Origin of the sequence: Aeromonas sp. INTO2, assembly GCF_049860605.1 — a bacterium.
Classification (GTDB): domain Bacteria; phylum Pseudomonadota; class Gammaproteobacteria; order Enterobacterales; family Aeromonadaceae; genus Aeromonas; species Aeromonas caviae.
In genome coordinates this window covers 1065379-1083658 of the sequence record NZ_CP187588.1, presented here as the reverse complement: position 1 = coordinate 1083658, position 18280 = coordinate 1065379, and the positions used below count along the sequence as shown (strand labels likewise).

At 54.1% G+C, this 18280-nt stretch carries 25 protein-coding genes and 3 pseudogenes; 4 read left to right on the top strand and 24 right to left on the bottom strand.

Features of this window, described 5'->3' with window-relative positions:
• Positions 1-362 precede the first annotated feature (362 nt).
• From ACPW74_RS05235 to ACPW74_RS05155, 17 genes are all read right to left on the bottom strand, one after another.
• Positions 363-767 (bottom strand): type IV toxin-antitoxin system YeeU family antitoxin, encoded by a 405-nt coding sequence (locus ACPW74_RS05235; protein WP_425858643.1) that lies wholly within the window; start codon positions 765-767, stop codon positions 363-365.
• Between the two features lie 2 nt (positions 768-769).
• Positions 770-1084 carry a hypothetical protein gene (locus ACPW74_RS05230; protein ID WP_099994252.1) on the bottom strand — a complete coding sequence of 105 codons (315 nt, stop codon included), beginning with the start codon at positions 1082-1084 and terminating at the stop codon, positions 770-772.
• An 89-nt stretch (positions 1085-1173) separates the two neighbouring features.
• Positions 1174-1470 (bottom strand): hypothetical protein, encoded by a 297-nt coding sequence (locus tag ACPW74_RS05225; RefSeq protein WP_425858642.1) that lies wholly within the window; start codon positions 1468-1470, stop codon positions 1174-1176.
• A gap of 30 nt (positions 1471-1500) precedes the next feature.
• Positions 1501-1842, bottom strand: a complete 342-nt coding sequence (locus ACPW74_RS05220; protein ID WP_124240609.1) for a hypothetical protein — start codon at positions 1840-1842, stop codon at positions 1501-1503.
• Position 1843: 1 nt separating this feature from the next.
• Entirely contained in the window at positions 1844-2386 is a 543-nt protein-coding gene (locus ACPW74_RS05215; protein ID WP_335819701.1) for a hypothetical protein, read from the bottom strand.
• 79 nt (positions 2387-2465) lie between these two features.
• Complete coding sequence (locus ACPW74_RS05210; RefSeq protein WP_043170869.1) at positions 2466-2828, bottom strand: hypothetical protein; 363 nt, start codon at positions 2826-2828, stop codon at positions 2466-2468.
• The gene (locus ACPW74_RS05205; RefSeq protein WP_425858639.1) at positions 2825-3040 is read right to left on the bottom strand and encodes a hypothetical protein; all 216 of its coding nucleotides are present in this window, start codon (positions 3038-3040) and stop codon (positions 2825-2827) included. The genes ACPW74_RS05210 and ACPW74_RS05205 overlap by 4 nt, the downstream gene beginning before the upstream one ends.
• Entirely contained in the window at positions 3040-3534 is a 495-nt protein-coding gene (locus ACPW74_RS05200) for a hypothetical protein (protein ID WP_236766430.1), read from the bottom strand. The genes ACPW74_RS05205 and ACPW74_RS05200 overlap by 1 nt, the downstream gene beginning before the upstream one ends.
• Positions 3535-3701: 167 nt before the next feature.
• Positions 3702-4040, bottom strand: coding sequence for a hypothetical protein (locus tag ACPW74_RS05195; protein WP_029303601.1), 339 nt, complete (start codon positions 4038-4040; stop codon positions 3702-3704).
• Positions 4041-4064: 24 nt separating this feature from the next.
• Positions 4065-4256 (bottom strand): hypothetical protein, encoded by a 192-nt coding sequence (locus ACPW74_RS05190; protein ID WP_425858637.1) that lies wholly within the window; start codon positions 4254-4256, stop codon positions 4065-4067.
• Complete coding sequence (gene radC, locus ACPW74_RS05185) at positions 4253-4750, bottom strand: RadC family protein (RefSeq protein ID WP_226031091.1); 498 nt, start codon at positions 4748-4750, stop codon at positions 4253-4255. Before radC ends, ACPW74_RS05190 begins: the two co-directional genes overlap by 4 nt.
• A 252-nt stretch (positions 4751-5002) precedes the next feature.
• Complete coding sequence (locus ACPW74_RS05180) at positions 5003-5149, bottom strand: hypothetical protein (protein ID WP_225159555.1); 147 nt, start codon at positions 5147-5149, stop codon at positions 5003-5005.
• Entirely contained in the window at positions 5124-5552 is a 429-nt protein-coding gene (locus tag ACPW74_RS05175; protein WP_080706231.1) for a hypothetical protein, read from the bottom strand. Before ACPW74_RS05175 ends, ACPW74_RS05180 begins: the two co-directional genes overlap by 26 nt.
• A gap of 10 nt (positions 5553-5562) precedes the next feature.
• Complete coding sequence (locus tag ACPW74_RS05170) at positions 5563-5988, bottom strand: DUF2787 domain-containing protein (RefSeq protein ID WP_425858634.1); 426 nt, start codon at positions 5986-5988, stop codon at positions 5563-5565.
• 37 nt (positions 5989-6025) lie between these two features.
• Positions 6026-6586 (bottom strand): lecithin retinol acyltransferase family protein, encoded by a 561-nt coding sequence (locus tag ACPW74_RS05165; RefSeq protein WP_029303605.1) that lies wholly within the window; start codon positions 6584-6586, stop codon positions 6026-6028.
• Between the two features lie 84 nt (positions 6587-6670).
• Positions 6671-7303, bottom strand: coding sequence for a hypothetical protein (locus ACPW74_RS05160; protein ID WP_226031092.1), 633 nt, complete (start codon positions 7301-7303; stop codon positions 6671-6673).
• Between the two features lie 96 nt (positions 7304-7399).
• Entirely contained in the window at positions 7400-7624 is a 225-nt protein-coding gene (locus tag ACPW74_RS05155; RefSeq protein WP_259583693.1) for a hypothetical protein, read from the bottom strand.
• Between the two features lie 210 nt (positions 7625-7834).
• Between ACPW74_RS05155 and ACPW74_RS05150 the strand changes: the two genes are divergently transcribed.
• The 3 genes from ACPW74_RS05150 (at position 7835) to ACPW74_RS05140 (ending at position 9638) form a co-directional block, all read left to right on the top strand.
• Positions 7835-8149 (top strand): transposase, encoded by a 315-nt coding sequence (locus tag ACPW74_RS05150; RefSeq protein WP_039026396.1) that lies wholly within the window; start codon positions 7835-7837, stop codon positions 8147-8149.
• Complete coding sequence (locus ACPW74_RS05145) at positions 8146-8967, top strand: IS3 family transposase (protein ID WP_039026397.1); 822 nt, start codon at positions 8146-8148, stop codon at positions 8965-8967. Before ACPW74_RS05150 ends, ACPW74_RS05145 begins: the two co-directional genes overlap by 4 nt.
• 323 nt (positions 8968-9290) lie before the next feature.
• Positions 9291-9638, top strand: a complete 348-nt coding sequence (locus ACPW74_RS05140; protein ID WP_029303609.1) for a helix-turn-helix domain-containing protein — start codon at positions 9291-9293, stop codon at positions 9636-9638.
• 1 nt (position 9639) lies between these two features.
• Here the strand turns inward: ACPW74_RS05140 and ACPW74_RS05135 are convergent, their stop codons facing one another.
• From ACPW74_RS05135 to ACPW74_RS05115, 5 genes and pseudogenes are all read right to left on the bottom strand, one after another.
• The gene (locus tag ACPW74_RS05135) at positions 9640-10578 is read right to left on the bottom strand and encodes a hypothetical protein (RefSeq protein ID WP_029303610.1); all 939 of its coding nucleotides are present in this window, start codon (positions 10576-10578) and stop codon (positions 9640-9642) included.
• A complete protein-coding gene (locus tag ACPW74_RS05130; protein WP_425858631.1) occupies positions 10575-11435 on the bottom strand; it encodes a YqaJ viral recombinase family protein in 861 nt (286 codons plus the stop codon). Before ACPW74_RS05130 ends, ACPW74_RS05135 begins: the two co-directional genes overlap by 4 nt.
• On the bottom strand, positions 11416-12753 hold the full coding sequence (locus ACPW74_RS05125; protein ID WP_425858629.1) for an IS4-like element ISAeme15 family transposase: 1338 nt from the start codon (positions 12751-12753) through the stop codon (positions 11416-11418). Before ACPW74_RS05125 ends, ACPW74_RS05130 begins: the two co-directional genes overlap by 20 nt.
• Positions 12754-12836: 83 nt before the next feature.
• Positions 12837-13016: pseudogene (locus ACPW74_RS05120) on the bottom strand (YqaJ viral recombinase family protein); the annotation flags it as partial.
• A gap of 96 nt (positions 13017-13112) precedes the next feature.
• Positions 13113-13805, bottom strand: a pseudogene (locus tag ACPW74_RS05115) (DUF932 domain-containing protein); the annotation flags it as partial.
• A 76-nt stretch (positions 13806-13881) separates the two neighbouring features.
• Here ACPW74_RS05115 and ACPW74_RS05110 point away from each other — a divergent pair.
• Positions 13882-15443 (top strand): IS3-like element ISAs20 family transposase gene (locus ACPW74_RS05110; RefSeq protein WP_185226687.1). Its coding sequence is split into 2 segments (ribosomal slippage): positions 13882-14344 and positions 14344-15443, totalling 1563 coding nucleotides; the frame shifts between segments, so codons are not numbered across the junction.
• Between the two features lie 37 nt (positions 15444-15480).
• On the opposite strand, the pseudogene ACPW74_RS05105 reads toward ACPW74_RS05110, so the two are convergent.
• Together ACPW74_RS05105 and ACPW74_RS05100 are read right to left on the bottom strand one after the other, a co-directional pair.
• Positions 15481-15744: pseudogene (locus tag ACPW74_RS05105) on the bottom strand (DUF932 domain-containing protein); the annotation flags it as partial.
• Positions 15745-16216: 472 nt separating this feature from the next.
• On the bottom strand, positions 16217-18259 hold the full coding sequence (locus ACPW74_RS05100) for a hypothetical protein (RefSeq protein WP_201883654.1): 2043 nt from the start codon (positions 18257-18259) through the stop codon (positions 16217-16219).
• Positions 18260-18280 lie beyond the last annotated feature (21 nt).

Genomic DNA, 18280 nt, shown 5'->3' with positions numbered 1-18280 from the left:
GTCAGACTGACGGAACGGCGCATGCCGAGTCTTGCGGGCGCAGCAGGGACCTATCCAGGGTGGTGGGTCAACAGAAGGCGATGCCGCCAAGGTGATGCATCGGCGAGAAAAAGTCCGGCCCGTCAGTCGTCTATCCATTATCTGGCGGGCAGTTTATACAAATGAACCCCGCAGCACTATGCGTAATGTCACGCGTAATGGCGATCACGGAGCATCGTTGTTATTGCAGAGATGAGATGATCAACGCCTCAGGTTGAAAGGCGAAAAAACAAAGGGAAGGCCACTAATTGGCCTTCCCCACGACCAATCCCATTAATCACGGATGAGTAGGTGCCAAAATGTAACCACAAGCGGATTGGTGGTCACGTCTTGCGCTTAGGATTGGCGTCCATGTTCGTCGCTGGGTAAATGACTAAGTAGACATAGCCGTGGCTACCCAGGGTATCGGCTTCGCAGGTGAACCCTTCGTGCTGGATAGTGATGCAGTGCTGATGCTGGGCATCCAGCTCGCCGGTCAACAGCTTGGCTTCCAGAGCCTTGATGATCTCCGGGAAAGCCAGGTCGAGCTTGGCTATCTGCATCTGACTCCACTCACCGATCAGACTGGCCCGATCGGGTAGAAAATCGAGCCGGTAGTGACTTTGTATCAGGCGAGCACCAAAGCGTGGCGTCACGGTATGAGGTAAACCCCACTGCGCAAAAATCCGGGTGGGCTGGTCTGGCGCTACGGGGTGTTGGTTGTTGGTGTGGGTGGTTGTCGTGGTCATGATTAGCGATACCTCAGCTGAATGTCGATGATGGTGCCCGGCACGTTGTGGCGCTGACGTAGTCTGGCCAGATGCGCTGGGAGGTCTGTCAGGTTTGCCAGTTGCCCCCGGTAGAGCCGGGAGAGATTGATGTAGTCGGGATGGCTCACGGTGATGGTCACCTGATGCCCCGGCTGCCAGCGGCCAAGCAGGCGTGCCTTGGCTTCCTTGATGGTGGTGATGCCGGGGGCGGGTAACGTCTGCCGGTTGCGCAGATGCAGTTTGTTGAGCTCGGGGGCGTAGCGATGCACCTCGAGCCCGGTGATAAGACGGGTCATGTTCGGTGACTCCAATGATGCAAAGGGCCAGCCTGTGATGGCTGGCCCTTTATGTTGTTTGTTGATGAGCGATGAGATGTTCGCGGTGGCTAGCCGTTGTAAAACAGGATGTAGTTCACACCAGCTTGCTGGGCGGCAGTGAGCAAGGGTTGCAGTGCTGGTGGAATGGCATCGAGCTCCATGGCCAGGTTCAGGGTGAACTCATAGGCGGAGTCATCTTTCACACCGACATGTTCATGGGAGGCCCTTTGCTTGACCCATTGCCATTCCGGCACCAGATCTGCGTCATCGTAATCGCCGATGATGGAACTCATGGCGACATCCAGCATCTGCATCACCGAATGGCCTGCCAGTGGGTTCGTTGTTGCAGGTTGGAGGTTAGTCATTGAGCGGTTCCTTGTTGTCTGGGCTGTGGGTTACATCTGATTGATAACCGGCTTGCAATTAAGGCGGTCAAGCAGGTGCAGTGAGCCGTATTGGGCTACCAGTCGGTCTATGGCCATTTGGGCGCAGTCTGTTCTGCTGGGCTTATTCTCGGGTATGGCGTAACGCGCAGTGAGCCAGCCACCGAGCAGCGCAATGCGATAGCCGCTCGGGATGTGGGTGAGTGAGGTGCCGATGCCCCTCCCGTGAATGAGGAAGGGCACGGCTTGGCCACCGATGTCGATATCCATGCGCTGGCCCTTGAGTTCGAAGGTGGTGAGCTCGCCGGTTTGCGGATGTTTGCCGGGCACCTTGATAGTGATGTGTTTGGCCATTTCACACCTCCGGTTTGGCTTCAAAATGGCGGGTCACCACACCCGCCTCCGGGTCGATGCTGATAAACGCCGGGGCTTGTGGGTGGTACTGGTAGAGCCGCGCCAGTTCGGCTCGAAACGCCTCGACATTCGGCGCAATCACATGACTGGTATCCCCTTCGGCATAGGTAAAGGTCTCGAGCTTCTCGGTGTTAATCCAGATGCCGAAATACCATGCATCTTCCTCGGTGTCGTATTGCTGCCAGCCTTGGGCCAGCAGCGTGCGGTCGTAGTAGTAGCGGTCTGCCTGATGGCTCCCCCGGTCGATACGACAACCCGTCACGGTGAGCTCCAGCGGGATACAGCCAGTCTTGTGAACCTTCTTGACTCGACGCAGCAGCTTGAGGGCCTTGGCTCTGCTGCGGCCATTACCGAACGGATGTGGCTGTCTGGCCCGCAATCCCAGGTGGGTCATTATCTTCGGTGCGGTGTTGTGGTTGAGCTGGCCGATGGCAGTGGTGATCTGCCGAGCGGTCAGGGTGTTGTAATCACGCAGGTCGTGCATGGTTGGGGTTCCTTCAAATGCAAACAGCCCCTCGGTGTGAGGGGCTGTATGGGGTCTTGTGTGTGCTGGTGGCCGTGGCTCAGGTGTGACTACTCCAATCCGGCTTGTCATTACTACCGTGGTTGACGTAGGCCCCGACAATTACCCGTTGCCACTCACCGACCGGCTGGCCCGCTGCATTACAGGCGCAGCGAAAGCGGGCGAAGTTAATCTCTCGTGGCAGGTGCTCACGCATATCCCGTGGACTGACAAAGAGCGTGGTCTTGTGCAACACAGGGTTGGGGGCCACCAGCGGGCCACCAATACGTCGCCCCTCCACATCGTGGGCATAGGCAAAGCCCGGCAGCATCAACTGCTGACTGATGAGCTTGGCAAGCCCTGAGTGAGCACACATGGCCTCCGCTACGGAGGCCTGGCTAAAGCTGTCGTTGAATTCGATCATGGGTGTTTCTCCTTTTCCTCCGGTGAACGGTAAGTAGCTGCCAGCAGCGCAAACTGTTCGACCAGATAGCTGATACTGATGCCCAGTTCATCGCTCACCCCATCCCCTAGACGGTGATGCAGGTGTGCCATGTCATCGGCGACACGTTGGGCTAGGTGGGCCATTGAACTCGGTGGCGAGCTTGCCACTGTCAGGGTGATGTAGAGATCCATCACATCTCTCCCCAGGGTGCTTGCTCCCACAGTGACAGCCGGGTCAGCACGTCTTGTGCGAGAGCCTGTTGCAACTGCTGTAGTACCTTCACAAGCCGAGGTGCCTGCTCAGGGCTCCCGGTCCATTCGCTCGATTGGTACAGGGCGCAGCAGGTGAACTTGTAGAGGGCCACCAGCTCGCTATCGGTGAGTGGAGCCTGGTGGTAACGGTGGGCAGGTTTAAGCGGATTCAGCTTGGTAGAGCGGTGCTGAAGTGGTTGATGACGCCCCAGCTGATAGCGATGCCAGACTGCACGCCGGTTGGCGAGCATCATCAGTCGCACTAACCGATCTACCCGCCACGTCCAGGTACTGGTCGTGTCTGCTGGCGGCAGCCACCAGAGGGTGCGCAGTAGCTCCAGGGTGTAGTGCGGTGGCAACGGGCCATTGCAAAAGCGGTGTAACTGCACGGCAAAGGTCAGGTAAGCCTGGCGATCGATCATGAAAGCAGACATGGGCATAGTTCCTTGAAATGCAAAAGGCCACCTGCAGTGAGGTGGCCTTGTGGGTTGTGTCGGGATATCTGGATCATGGTGTGGGACCTGATGATCCTGGTTTGATGATCCGGGTGATCGGGTGGAAACGTGATCGGCATGCATGTTATTGGGTGATCGACGGTTCGTTATTGGTGATCCTGGAGTGTGTCGGGGATAGCCGCATCAAACAGGATGGTGTAGAGCGCACAATCAATGCCGTTAACGGCGTCGTGATGCGGGTAATAGGGCGGTGCATCTCGGGATCGCTCGAAGTAGTCGCCAAAGCAACTGAGGCACTCGCGGATCTCGATGGTGGATCCTTGCAGCAAGGTCTCTTCAAACAGCTTGGCATAGGCCTTGTCATCATGGGCCTTGGTGACGGCCTTCTCCAGCAACGTCAGCGTACCTTCGTTGCAGGCAGTAGCCAGACGATGGCGCAGCTTCTCGAGGGTTTCCTCCAGGGAATAAGGATTAGGTAATCGCATGGCGTTTGTTCCTTCTTGGCGCGACTAATGGCGTAGCTGGTGGAGCAGTGCATCAATGGCCTCGATGCAATCGCTATGGGTGAGTTGATAGCAGTTAGGCAGGTGAGCCACGATAGCGGGCTCTGCCTGCATTTCGACGTTGTCTGCAAGCCAGCAACGCAGCTCGAGGAGGATGTCGAGGGCGGTGAGGGGGTTTTTACCTGGGGTTAGAGTCATAGCTGACCTCTTTCGGCCATCGAGACTACACCTTCGGCGCCAACCACCAGATGGTCGAGCAATCGCACATCGACCAGCGCCAAGGCTTCTTTGAGGGCCTGGGTAAAGACCCTGTCAGATTGACTGGGTTCCGGGTCACCGCTGGGGTGATTGTGCACCGCGATGATGGCCCCACTGTTGAGCAGTATGGCCCGCTTGACCACTTCCCGTGGGTAGATACTGGCGCTGTCCAAGGTGCCGCGAAACAGCTCCTCAAAGGCCAGTACACGATGTTGGGAGTCGAGGAACAGTGCACCAAACACTTCGTGCTCCCGGTCCTGCAGCAGGGTCTGCAGCCGCTCAGCGGCCTCTGTGGTACTGGTGATGGCGGAGCCTTTGGCAAGACGCTTGCGAGCAATCTGATTGGCGATACGCAACAGGTCTTGCTCGGTCACGGGTTCGGTGACGACATAGGTGCCGGGGCATTCCCCGGCTTTGAGTTTGTGGTAACGCATGTGGGGTTCTCCAAATAAACAAAACCCCGGCACACATAAAGCATGTCAGGGTTAAAGGTAGAGCGGTTGTTGGTTCACTGTGAGGGGTGTTCAGTTGGCCTTGGTGGCGGCTTCTGCTCCTGTTCCGGCTGTAGGGGCGCGCTTCACCGGCATCAGCGGTCCGGGGACCAGTACGTTGAGTAGGATAGCGAGCGCAACGCTCAGCCGTTCCGCCAGTTGGTAGGCCGGTCCTATGGTGTCGTAGTCAGCTACCTAGGTGGCCAGCGCCAACCCACTGCCCTCCACAGCCCGCAGGTAGACGCTGTAGTCCTGCACGGTCAGGCCACTGTCACGCACCACCTGAGTTTCCCCCTCTCGATTGATGGCTTCCAGCTCAACGGCTATCGGTTGTTTGGACATCGTGTGTCTCCTCTTGCGGTAAGGGGTCACTCTCCACGCGATAACCGTGATTAGTGCAGGTACGCTGCAGGTCAGCCAGGAAACTTGCCAACACACGGGGTTGCTCGGTGAGAGAAACCGGTCCTGCCTGGCTGCGCCAAAAACAACGACGCTTAGGGTCAACGCAGATTTCATCCACGGGATGGCTCATGGTGCGCCAGTCCTCGGCATTGGTGAGGGAGAGCAGTTGCCACTGCCCCCCATACCAGCGCAGGTGCAGTGTAACGGTGCGAGCGTTTGGGCTACCAGGAGTCAGATGCAGCAACCAGCGCTCGCCCTGGTGAGTCGGCTGCAGTTTGGCTTTGGCCGCGACCAGGCCCAACCACTGACGTGAGGTATGGGAGAGCGGCAGTTCGTTAGTCATCACACACCTCCTAATCGCCGCTAACCGTGACGCTGAAGCATTCCAACCGGCAGTAGCCAATGAAGATGCGCTGCCAGATATCGAACAGCTCCCGTGCTTCTGCCAGCCGCAGCGGTCCCCAGCCCAACATGCTGTGTTCGCCGTCGAGGAAGTTGAAATCAAGCTCCTTGCAGAGCTCTGCATCCTGACCCAATCCCTGATAGCTGAAATCAGTGACGTAATCGAACAGCCAGTCGTCAAGACCGCGCACCAAGCGTATCTCGACCGGATGTACGCCGCCTTGCTCGGCGCTGTAACCGGGGTTACGGAAGTTGAAGGTCAGCTGGGTGCAGCGCCCCAGATCGAGATCGGTTCGTTCGGCTTCCTGACTGAGCAGAGCCAGCAGGGCGGGGGTGACGGGCAGGGCAAAGCCGTCCCGGTAGAAGGGAATAGTCATAGGTTGTGCTCCTTGTTGTGCGAGGGTAGGCAGTGGCTCAGTCGGTGAGCCAGGACCAGAGGCGGCTGACTGCGTGAACGGCTAATGCGCCGGTTGCCAGGGGGACCCAGCTTGGCGATGTCGCGAGGGTGGTCAGGGTGATAGCAGAGGTGGCGAGCGTTATGTAATCAGACGTTGTGCGCTCGCGGCTCAACACAGTCATAGCTGGGGGAATGATAGTAGTCTGTGGAGTACGAAGGGCCGCTTTCGCCACCGCCGTTGCTACCTGACTAACCTGTGTCGAGTGGTGGATACCGTGGATGCACCACATCACGAAGTGTTCACAGTTACTGAACAACACATCGTATCGATGCTCGCCCAGCCGTGTACGGGCACGTTTGAGGCTCGCTGTTCGGTCATACCGCCTGACAGGGCAAAATTTGCACCAGACCGGCTTACCATCGGAAAACGCATCCAGAGAGGTCATCACGATTTCACCGGGTAGGCCGAGATTAGGCCCCTGGTAGTGGATAACGAGGTCGCCCCCGACATAGAGGCCGTGGTGGGTATAACCGAGGCGAGCGGTCACCAGATGATCGCCTGGGGTGAATCGAGACATGAAGTTAACTCCTTGTGGTCAGGCATAAAAACGAAACAGGGCACCTTGTGGGTGCCCTGTTATCAGTGTGGAAAAGTGACGACGCTATTTGTGCAACGTCAGGGTACGGGAATCCCAGGCCCAGGTTTCGGCAGGGTTGCCTGGCAGGGCCAACGTGAAGCCGTTGGTGTCATGCTTCAGCTTGCCAAGGTCGCTACAGGTGCCGAAGGTGGGAGTGAGCAGGGGAAGTGCATCCGAACGGATGACGGCCAGCTGATAGAGTACTGGGCAGGCGACTCCCCCGGTGTTGAGTTCGAGTAACACGGCTTTTCCCTGAGCCAGTGGTTGCTCATGTTTGATGGTAATGGAATGGTACATGTCAGTGCTCAACAGTACCTGCTCGCCATTGGCTACCTCGATGGTGCCGTCGTCTTGCTGGCTGATGGATAGTCCAGGTGAGGTTGGGGCCGAGAATTTGGGTTCGAAATAGACACTCCCGTTTGAGTAGGTCACCATGGCGCCGTTGAGCGATACCTGTTTCCCTACGAGCTCGATAAGCCCTCCCTCATCGTCGGCATCGGTGAGTAATTCCACATTCCCTTTGCCTGGCACTTCTATCCAATATTGCAGACTGGCATAGCCGAGTGTTCCGCTGAGGGTGGTGGGGATTTTCGATTCAATCTGTAGTGCATTATCGGCAGCAAAGGTTGTGCCCGAGCAACTTAGCAGAGCTACCATCGTTGCCACTCGTAGCATTCGTATTATTTGCATATTTTTGAATCCCATTGGTCGGGGCCATAAAAAGAAAGGGCATCATGACGATACCCTGTGATGTTATATCTTCAGAGAACGCTTCGCGCCTTCTTTGGCAGCTAAAATCTTGATGAATTCAGGAGCCCATTTTCTACCTGCAACAATATCAATAATCGCCTCGTCGCTCATCTTAGGTACTTTATAAATGAGCTTGATAATAAGACCACCTAAGCTATTGCCATTTATTGTTGTGAGTGTTTTAAAAAGACCCATATTGTCAACCTTAATTATTAATCCTTGACGCATAAGCATGTGCATCAGGTGAACGCTATGTCAGTCTTTGCAAATCAACCAGTAAAATAATCCAGCCAAAATTGGGTCGATAAGCAGTCCGAGCATGAACCAACCCCAGAATGAGCGCCCGTTGCCAGAGGCAACAATACCTAGCAGTAGAGCAAGTCCGTGTAATGACCCACTGAAATCCTGCTCAGGTCATAATGAGTGGAGATCACAGACATGAGCATCACGATGGACGAAGAAATCAAACGTTGGACGGCCAAGCGCAAGTCCGCCTTGGTCATGGAAATCATTCAGGGCAAGACCACCGTCGCCGAAGCGGCTCGAGCCTTTGATTTGCCGCCCTCCGAGATTGAAGAATGGGTAGATGACGCCAAACGGGGCATGGAAAACGCCTTACGGGCCAAGCCACTGGATATTCGCGAGCAGTACGAGAAGCAGCTCAAGGAACTCCAGGAAGCTTATGGCGAGGCCATGCTGGAGTTACGCGCCAGAAAAAAGCTGGCCTCCCTGCTGGGCGAGGACGACAGATAGTCGCCGATGTTCAGCAGGGATTACGCGCAGAAGGTATTGATGTCTCCGTCAGCAAGCTCTGCCGCTGGTTTGGCCTGCCGCGTCGTAGTTGGTACTACCGCAGCGTCAAGGCCGCGCCCAAGCTTCAGGAGCATCTGGTCACCCCGATCAAAAACATGATTGAGGAGAACCCATCGTTCGGTTACCGGACGGTTGCAGCCCTGTTGGGGTTCAACAAGAACACGGTACAGCGCATCTTCCAGCTCAAGGGCTGGCAAGTTCGCAAGCGTCCGGTTGGGTTTCGCCCCCGGATCCAGGCCCTGCCTTCGGTGGCCTCAGCGCCTAACCAACGCTGGGCGACGGACCTATGCCGGATCTGGGCTGGTCGCGATGGCTGGTGTTCCTTGGCGCTGGTGATTGATTGCCATACCCGTGAACTACTGGGATGGCATCTCTCGCGCAGTGGTAAATCGAAAACGGCCGAGGCAGCGCTGGAGCAAGCCTTAATTGCTCGCTTCGGCAGCTTGGGACGAGTTGCATCGCCGTTTTTGTTACGTAGCGACAATGGGTTGGTGTTTACCAGCCGCAACTACACAGCACTGGTGAAGAGCTATGGGTTGCAGCAGGAGTTCATCACGCCGTACACGCCGGAACAAAACGGCATGGTCGAGCGGGTGATCAGAACGCTCAAGGAGCAGTGTGCCCATCGGCAGAGGTTCGAGACCTTGCAGCATGCCAGTCGGGTGATTGGCGACTGGATCCAGTTTTACAACCAGAAGCGTCCTCACCAGGCGCTAAAGATGAAAACACCGGCGCAGGCCTATGCCGAAGCCGCTTAGTTGTGCAGGAACGGCTGGGTCATTACATCCGATCCATAGCAGTGGGATTAACATGTTTGTTCTCCATTTCATGATTTTTGGCAATAGGAACCTATCCGACGAGATGGTCGGTTGGTTGAGCGTGATAAACGTGTTGTCAGCAGGCGTGCTGGCAGATGACCAAAGCCATCGTGGGAGAGTCAGGTGTTAGATCGTAGGGAGAGCTCCATTCAATTCAGGTCCATGTATTTCAATGAAAAAGATCTAATAGGTTGATATTCAACCCTACAGGTCCTTCATGTCAATGGGTCTTCATTCAACCATATGGGTTGATTGGAGGACTTATGACGAACATCAAAGTTGAGTTGCTGGCTAAAAGCGTGGGTAAGGCGATTGGGCGGCAGCGCCAGCAGGCAGGACTGACCCAGGAACAGGTGGCAGAGCACCTAAAGATCGGGATGGAAGCCGTCTCTCGGATGGAGCGCGGTATCGTGGTGCCGACCATTGCCCGGCTGGCTGAACTGGCTCAGCTGTTTGGGTGCGAGCTGGCCGATTTCTTGCGCGAAACCAGCCCGCGCCCAACTGAGCAGGGTATCGTCTTGGGGCAGAAACTCGCCCGGCTGGACAGCGACGACCGGGCGTTGCTGCTGGAGACGTTTGAACGGTTGGTCGAGCGCCTGGCCAAATCCTGAGTTAGGGCGCACCGGGTATCGGTGTAGCACCTTTACCCAATTTATTGGTTAACGGGGATGCCCGTGCTCGCGTTCCCCGTGGTTGGGCCACTGTTTGCGGTGCCGGTTCGGCAGTCGAATGTTCCCCTTCCTCCACCTGGGGGTAAAACTCTTCCAGTAGCATTGGCACCTCTTCATCCACATCCTCGAACTGACCATTACGCAGCAAGGCTCGGGCCACCGTTTCCATCTCGCTAATCGTCAGCCCGGCCTCATCGTCCTGCATCGATTCCTGCCGTGCTTGGCCGACTGCCTCCGTCAGAGTCAGCTCGTCCCGCAGAGTCAAATCCACGTAGTAGACCGGGGTGCGGTAGGACTGGGTGGTGCTCTTGGCCCGTAGCCGTAAGGTCAGCGGCAGATAACGGGTCAGGCCGCCACTCACCGCCTCGAAGTACTTGAGGCGTGCCGCCAGGGTCCGTACCGAGTTATAGCCTGTGGTACGAAAGATAAAGCTGCCGAGCTCATCCCCCTGCCCCTCCACAAATAGGTTCAGTCGTCCGTACAACTTGCAGCCCTGTTGCTGGCCGTAGGGACAGCGCTCCGGACCGGGGCAACTGACTTCCTCCATCCCTTGCGCCCCCACCCGTTTTGCCACCTCTCCATTGCCGACACAAAGCGGCCGTCCGGTTTGGCGGTCAAAGGCGCTGTACTCTGCCCGCAGGTTCAGATCGCTGTCATTGAACAGCACCCGTACCGGAATGGCGCGGATCTTGGCCTGCTCATGCCCTTGAGCGAACTGTTGATGCAAGGGATGGAGCAACCATCCCCCTTTCTGCTGTACCTGGGTGGTGAGGGTGAAACTGTCGTCCTTCTCCGGTACCCATTTCCCCTCTTTCTGTACCAGCTTGCCAATACAGATCCGCCCAATCACGGGCGGGGTAATCGCCAGTCCTTTGATCATGGTGTGTGTCTCCTGACAGCGTGAACTGCTTGAATGGTGAAACGGCGTGAGCCGGGCACTGGTTTGACATAGTGGCTGAGCAAATCGGGATGATCCTGACCGAGCCGTTCCAAGTCCGGGGCCAGCCGATCCTTGCTGCGTTTCCAAGTGATCTTGCCATCGGCAAAGAGTCCTGCCGTAGCCGCTCCCAGCGTGGCCTGTAGCCGCTGCTTGATCTGCGATTCACGTAGCTCCACTTCCTCCTTGTGCTCGCGCAGATGCAGCAACTCCCCGAACAGCTGGTTGAACTCGGGCGAATCTGACAAGTCCACCGTCTCGCCATCATCACGGGGAAATAGCCAGGCTAGCGCCGATCCTGCATCCTCCGAGCCATCGGGCTCGGGCTGCTGGTTGCTAGTGACTTGCTGCCAGAACTGCGCCTCACGCTCGGTGAGATCCCGGATCTTCTCCTCGTCGCGCTCGATGCGGTAAATCCGAAAATCTTGACCCCCGATCAGTACCGCCACTTCCGCCCAGGCATGACCGGTGACGGCGAGCTGATGGAGTACCTGACACTGGTAGGCGACCGGTACGCCCTCCTCCCATTGGGGGGCACTGTGATAGCTGGCAGTCTTGATTTCGAGGATGCCGGGGCCGTCGGGGTGGCCCACCACCTCCCGGTCGAGATTGGCGAGCATAAACAGGTGCTCGGGGTGCTGTAGTACCGCATTGACCCGGCGCACCCGATAACCGGTGCGCTTGGCGTAGACCTGCGCCAACACCGGTTCGAGCTCGATACCCCACAGCACAGCTTCTTTGTGGGAGATATCTTCCGGCTCCTTACGCCCGCAATGCTGTTCACTTAAGCGGAGCCGCATTGCGATTTACCGGAAAACGGGTCTTTGATATCTTCACCGCCCTGGGTCTCGATGGCCTGGGGCGTTTTTCTATGAACATGACGCCTATGCAGCCCCGCAACTCCGCCAACCTCCGTGGCGTATGGGCTGGCGATAACGCGCCCGCCATCACTGCCATCTGGTTCGCGATGAACTGACAGGCAAACTTAAAGCTCACCTCATTGGGCGCTCGCTGATGGGCTACGGCGGCCTGGCTGGCCTCCCGCCTGACCAGATTGTATCCAAGCAGCAATCCCCACAGCTCCTGATAGACCAAGTTCACTTTCTTGCTTCTCAGCGTGATGGCGTTGTGCTGCATCGCGCTTTTGATATCCCGGTATCCCAGCTCGATTTCCCAGCGCTCGTGGTACAGGGTCGCCACCTGAGCTGCACTGAATCGCGCCACGGGCAGGGAGGTAAAGACCGTTTTCTCCTTGCCTGCCACCTCATAGGTCACTGCGCGAACTTGCCAGTGTGTCGGCAACGCCGGGTTTTTCTTGCGAGCCTGAGGCGAGACCGTCATTTGCAACAGACGGTCACCGTCGCCATAGCGCTCAAGTTCCGTGTATACCAGCCCCTTGCGTTCCGGGATGAGCCAGTGACGGTCGGTGTCTTCGGCCTGAATACGCAGCAACAGGTCGGCACCGAAGAAGCCTTTATCCAGCAGGGTCACTGACTTGTCCGGCAATGAGTGAATGAACTCGCTGGCCAGGGGGATTTCCCCTTTGCGGTACGGGCTGATGGCCGCGTTGGCAATGACATGCGAGCGGACATTCATGAGCGTGACCAACCGCAGCATCGGGTAGGGTGTCTGCCGGTTGGTTGAGGTGTTACCCGAGCCGAAATGTGCTCTGAGTTCAGGCATATCCTGGGTTCGGAACAGGGCCCCATCGATGGCAAAGACCTGTAAACCGTGCCAATGGTCTTCAGGATAACGTTCCCGCCCCCACACATCGGCGCACTGTTTGAACAGCCACTCGAGCGGCTGTTTGCCGAGTTGCTGACGGGCCTGAGACAGGGCTCTGTCCGCGAGCAAGGCATCATTGGCCAACCCTTCTGCACAGATGTTGAGGCGCCGAGCGACCTCGGAGATGGGCTCATTGCGGAAAAAGGCCATCCCCACGACGAGCCACAAGACCATATCAGAAGGTAAGCGGCGTCGGCGGATAGTGGCCTTTTCAGACAAGGCGGCAGCGGCAGTAATCCATTCGTCGGGAATATGGTCGGCAAAAATGGCCAGCCGAGCCAGCATGTCGCCAGATGCCTCAACAACATCGTTCAGATCGTTTGCAATAGACATAAAAAATCCGGAACTAGTGATTGGTTCCGGATTGTCCTACAGCAGAAGGATCGGTCAATGGATCCTTAACTGATCAGCATTGCCTTACGCCCGGTCTTTTCCAGCCACAGTGACAGCGGGCATTTATAGGGTGAGAGGCCCACCGCAACGGCGGCATCGGATGAACCTAGCCCAAGCTTGCGGATCGCCAACCACTGCTTGCGAGAGAGGTCGGTGGTGGAGGCTAAGCGAATAGCCTGACCGTATTTGGCTTTTGCTTTCATCATTACTCCTTGTCAGCGGCATAAACGTCCCCGCCCGGCCTGATGGCTGGGTAGGGGTCTATGACGGGTAAATGAAATAAATCGGTAGAGCGGGGATTACTGCAGCAGAGTAAGGGCCTGATTGAGGGCCTGAGACTTTAGCTGAGCACCCTGACCAAACCAGGCAGAGTCCAGGCGATAGTCCTGACTTCGGGCACGGCGATGATGGTCCACATATTCCGTCACCGCATTGACCAGCCCCCAGGCGGTATTCTGGGAGCTGGCCAACTCCGAGCCCATACCGGCGCCTTGATATAGCTCGTGGAGCTGTTGGACTGGTCGGGTGAGGATAATTTGATTGTCGGCATCCAATGGCTGGTCCAGCAGGACGCTAAAGAAACGTAGCGCCTCTTCTGGGGCAACAGGACGGGCAGCCAATGCTTTGGTCTGGGTTTTGAATTCATCCCAATGAGCAAGTCCCAACCCTAATTCCTCTTTGACAATAGCCGGGTCAAATGTCGTCGAGTGAGAGACTTTGACTGCCCCAGTGCTATTACGCAACGCCATCTGCAGGGTGTTATTACAGACCACTCGCAATGAGGTAAATTGCGCCGTGGTGCAGAGCGTGCCGTCGCAGCTGGTTGCCAGCAGCAGATAGGACTTCACCAAGTCATTGCCTTTGAGTTTCAAGTCTTGGCCGGTACGGGCCAGCGCCCACAATTTACGGCCGCCCTTAAGTGAGCCAGCGGTTTCTAATTCAAAGCCGCCGATTTCCACTAAATCCTGATAGAAGTGCAGCACCTCATGGGGCCCCCGGTGTCAGAATAGTTGTCGCCTAATCTGAATAATCTAAATGTGAAGACCGGGGGCGGATAAAGAGTGTCGAATGGCTCGTTATTCAAGTGAGCGCAAGGCTGCTTTGCTCAAGAAGCTGCTGCCGCCCATCAATATGTCGGTGGCCGAGTTGGCTCGGCAGGAAAACATCAGCGAGGTCACTCTGTATAATTGGCGCAAACACGCCAAAGACGGAGGGTCTCCTGTGCCCGGGGACAACAAACTGACCGATGAATGGCCCGCCGAGGCCAAGTTCGCCGTCGTGCTGGAAACCGCTGCGCTTTCCGAGATTGAACTCAGTGAGTACTGCCGCCGTAAGGGTCTCTATCCCGAGCAAGTCCAGCAATGGCGCCAAGCCTGTATTCTGGGCCAGCAATCCGCTCGTACCTTACAACAGGCGCAGAAGGCACAGGCCAAAGCGGACAAGAAGCGTATCCGGCAACTGGAGCAAGAGCTGCGGCGCAAAGACAAGGCCCTGGCCGAGGCGGCAGCTCTGCTGATATTGCAAAAAAAGCTCGATGCCTACTGGAGCAACGTCGACGAGGACAACTGACCTCGTTGCCAGAGCGGCAGCAATACGTTGCATGGTGGCGCGAAGCGCTTGAAGCTGGCGCCCGCAAGCATCCTGCGGCCGAGGTGTTGGGGCTGAGTCTGCGCACGCTCCAGCGCTGGTTGGCCGGGCCTGAGCTGAGTGCCGATAGGCGACCGGATGCGGTTCGTTCCATACCTGCTCATGCATTGAGCCCAGAGGAGCGGCAGGCCGTGCTGGACGTCTGCAATAGCCAGGAGTTCGCCTCGTTGCCGCCGAGTCAAATTGTGCCACGGCTGGCCGACCAGGGGCGCTACTTGGCCAGTGAGTCGAGCTTCTATCGCATCTTGCGGGCGGCTGACCAGCAGCACAGGCGTGGCCGGAGCCAGCCACCGCGTCATGTGCCGGTACCAACCAGCCATACCGCGACTGGGCCCAATCAAGTGTGGTCCTGGGATATCACCTACTTGCCGTCACTCGTGCGCGGCCAGTATTACTACCTCTATCTGATAGAGGACATCTACAGCCGCAAAGGGGTGGGCTGGGAAGTGCATGAGCAAGAGTGCGGTGAGCGGGCGGCGGCGTTGCTGCAACGGAGCATCATCCGCGAGCAGTGCTGGAAGCAGCCGCTGGTCTTGCACTCGGACAACGGCGCGCCAATGAAGTCAGTCACGCTGCTGACCAAGATGCATGACCTGGGTGTCACGCCCTCGCGGGGACGGCCTCGGGTCAGCAACGATAATCCGTACTCGGAGTCATTGTTTAGGACGCTGAAGTACTGTCCGCAGTGGCCATCAGACGGCTTTGCCAGTCTGGAAGCGGCCAGGGAGTGGGTGCGCGACTTTATGGCCTGGTATAACGAAGAGCACCGGCATAGCCGTATCCGCTTCGTCACACCCAACGAGCGGCATCGGGGTGACGATAAAGCCCTGCTGGCGAAACGGGATGCTGTGTACCAGGCCGCCCGAGCACAACACCCAGCGAGGTGGAGTGGCAAGACGCGAGACTGGACACCTATCGGTGCCGTGATGCTAAATCCGGAGCGGCCCGAGAAACCCGAGCCGGAGCAAAAAGAGGCTGCTTAAAACAGCTTTGCGCGACAACTATCTTGAAAAACGCCGGGGGCTGTACCACGTTATAGCGTTGGGAGACGACCGACAGGGGTTCGAGCGTGTCGGATCGGTAAAGCACCTTGCTGTCTTTATAGGGGCGAATATGCAAGGCATCGGTAGCAACGTTAAACATCACATTGCTCTGCTCGATGGTCCAGTCCATTCCGGCAGCTTTAAGCCAGATCTCCAAGGATTGTCGTGGGGGTAAGATATTTCCGAGGCCGTGCCAGGGTGTTTGGCCAGTGTAGGCCATGGTATCGATGAGATGAGCCATATATCAATCTCCAATGAAAAAGGGGCTGGCAAAGCAGCTCCAGAGGTAGGTTCATAGAGAGAATATATATCTGAAATTTATTTGATTGAAGGTAATCGGAATGCAAGGTGACAGCACAGCACCATAAAATCAGACGGTGCTATATGAAAATGCCAGACGGCCGCCAGTAATGTTTTGGGGTTCATTTGCAGCTGATATTTTTGATATTCCAGATATTTTTGATATTCGTATCTGAAAGTATCTGGAGGGGCATGCTTGATGGGGTGCAGGGACTTTGACATCAGAGGGAGGAGAAGCGACCAGCGTACCAAGATCAACGCTGTTAGGTCGTGGTGGCACGAAAGTGCATTAACCTACGCTTTGGCAACTTGCTCCACTCCTGAAAACAATACTCTACAATATAAATATATACAATCTATTCTCGCAGGTATATTTGGCATTGATGTGCATCAACTAGTGCTCATTCATTAGGCTAAGGGTGATGATACCTGAACAGTGATTTTACAACTTTAGTTTTTTTACCCAACTCGATGATGTTTTTAACATCATCTCCAGGGGCAGAGAAAAACATCATGATAGCTGAATGGTCCAAGAGGCAAATGCTGAGAGAGGAACCTGTAATACAGTGAATTAGATTTTTAGATAAATCATCAGGTAAGATGACTCCTGCTTCAATTAATTTTTCTACAAATGATGTGTGTTCTACATCAGTGTTAATTTCATCAAGTCCAGTCAATATTTTTCCTGAGATATCATTAAGTTTATCAAGTAGACCGCGGTTAATAAATTCGGAGAAGTGATTAAGATTTAAACCACTATTTTTAGATGTTTGCCTTGAATGTACGCTTTCTTCCAGAACGTGCGAAGCTGTGTGTCGTGCAATGGTATGATTATAAGCGTAGATAGCTTGTGCTATGATCGTATTATACGTATTTCCGCCAGATATAATAGAGTGTTTTATATATTCATCTTCAGAAAGCCATGAGTCCTTGCTGATTCCTATTCCTATAACATGCTGAGATGCACATGTAGGGACAAAAACGATACCTTGATAGTTTATAATGTCATTAACCTGTTGCATTAAAGAACTATTCTTAATCGCCTTCGGCTTTAAATTGTACATTAATCCAATTTTTAGTACAGCTAGCGCATGTTTAATAAATCCGAATATAGATAGATTTTCTCTATCTACACTATCGATTATGTCTAAAGCCATTGTTGGATTTTTATTTTTAATGCAGTTAAGAGCTTCTATTAGTATAGTGTATTGAGTGAAATATTTTTGGTATTGATTGGTCTTTTGTTTCGTTAGCGTGTTGATTTTGGTGACATTGTTTTTGTTAAATTCAGCCACTCTCTGATTGTAGTCCTTCGCTTTAACCGCTTGATAGGCAAGGATGTTTGAGCTGTAAGTTAAGTGGTTAGCAATAGGTGGCAGAGATACCATTTTTGATAGATAAATTAATTGTTCTTCAAGTTGATATAATTGCTTTTCGTTGTCAAATCGATACACTGCTGGGGTTTCAAAAAATGAAATAATTATATCAATGACTCCGTCTAAGTACAGAGTTTTACGTTCATTCAAATCATCAAGGTGCCATGATGTATGAGCAGCAGGTATACCTATTTTTGCTCCTCCAAAATGTGCTTTTTCATTTTTAAGGTCAAGTAAAGTGTAGATGTGTTGTGCAAGCAGGTTAAGTGTTTTGTTGTCAAGGATAAGTTTCCTATAGGTGCTATAAAAATGGCCAAACATACCTGTTTTGTTATCTATATCTTGGAGGATGATTATAGCGGTGTAAGCAGCAGCTATAGGTCTAATGCTAAAAACAGAATTATCAACCTTTGCAGCAGAAAATTTGTGGTTGCAAATTTTAATGATTTGATTCAATTTTGTACAGGTTTGATTTTTTGATCCTGTTAAATAATAAAGGTATTTTAATAAGTCATTAATTAACGACTTATCGCCTTTTAAATTATACTTAATAAGTATGTCTTTATGTATGTCAAAGTAGTTTTGAATATAATTATGCATGTATTGTTTTGCAGCTTCCCTTCCAAATCGCCTCTGTCCGTTATCTTGTATCATTACATTTTCTAATCTTAGAATCTTGTCAAGATGATAATATATAGACATTTCACTTGCTTGTTGCTTAAAAATAGAAATGTCTACGCACATCAACGGAATTAATGCATTTTTAATATAAAGCTTAATTGTATCCTCGGCTGATTCTTTAAGAATATATTCCCTTCGAGCTAATGCAATATACACACTTTCTAATACATCAACATGGTTTGAAATCATGTCGGGCGATAAATTACAGCCAATATGTAAGAGTTCACATATCTCTTCTAGTCTTGGCAGGAGATCATCTTTGTCAGTTTTATTCTGAAAGTGTTCACGGTGCGCATCGAAAGGGCGTTTACTGGTTTGCTCTGTTTTCCGAGCCTCATGCCAAAGGCCAAGGGTGTCTTCTACAGAGTAGATAAATTCAGCAAAAGGATGTGTCTTCATGATTTGTCTGTTGGGTTCGTT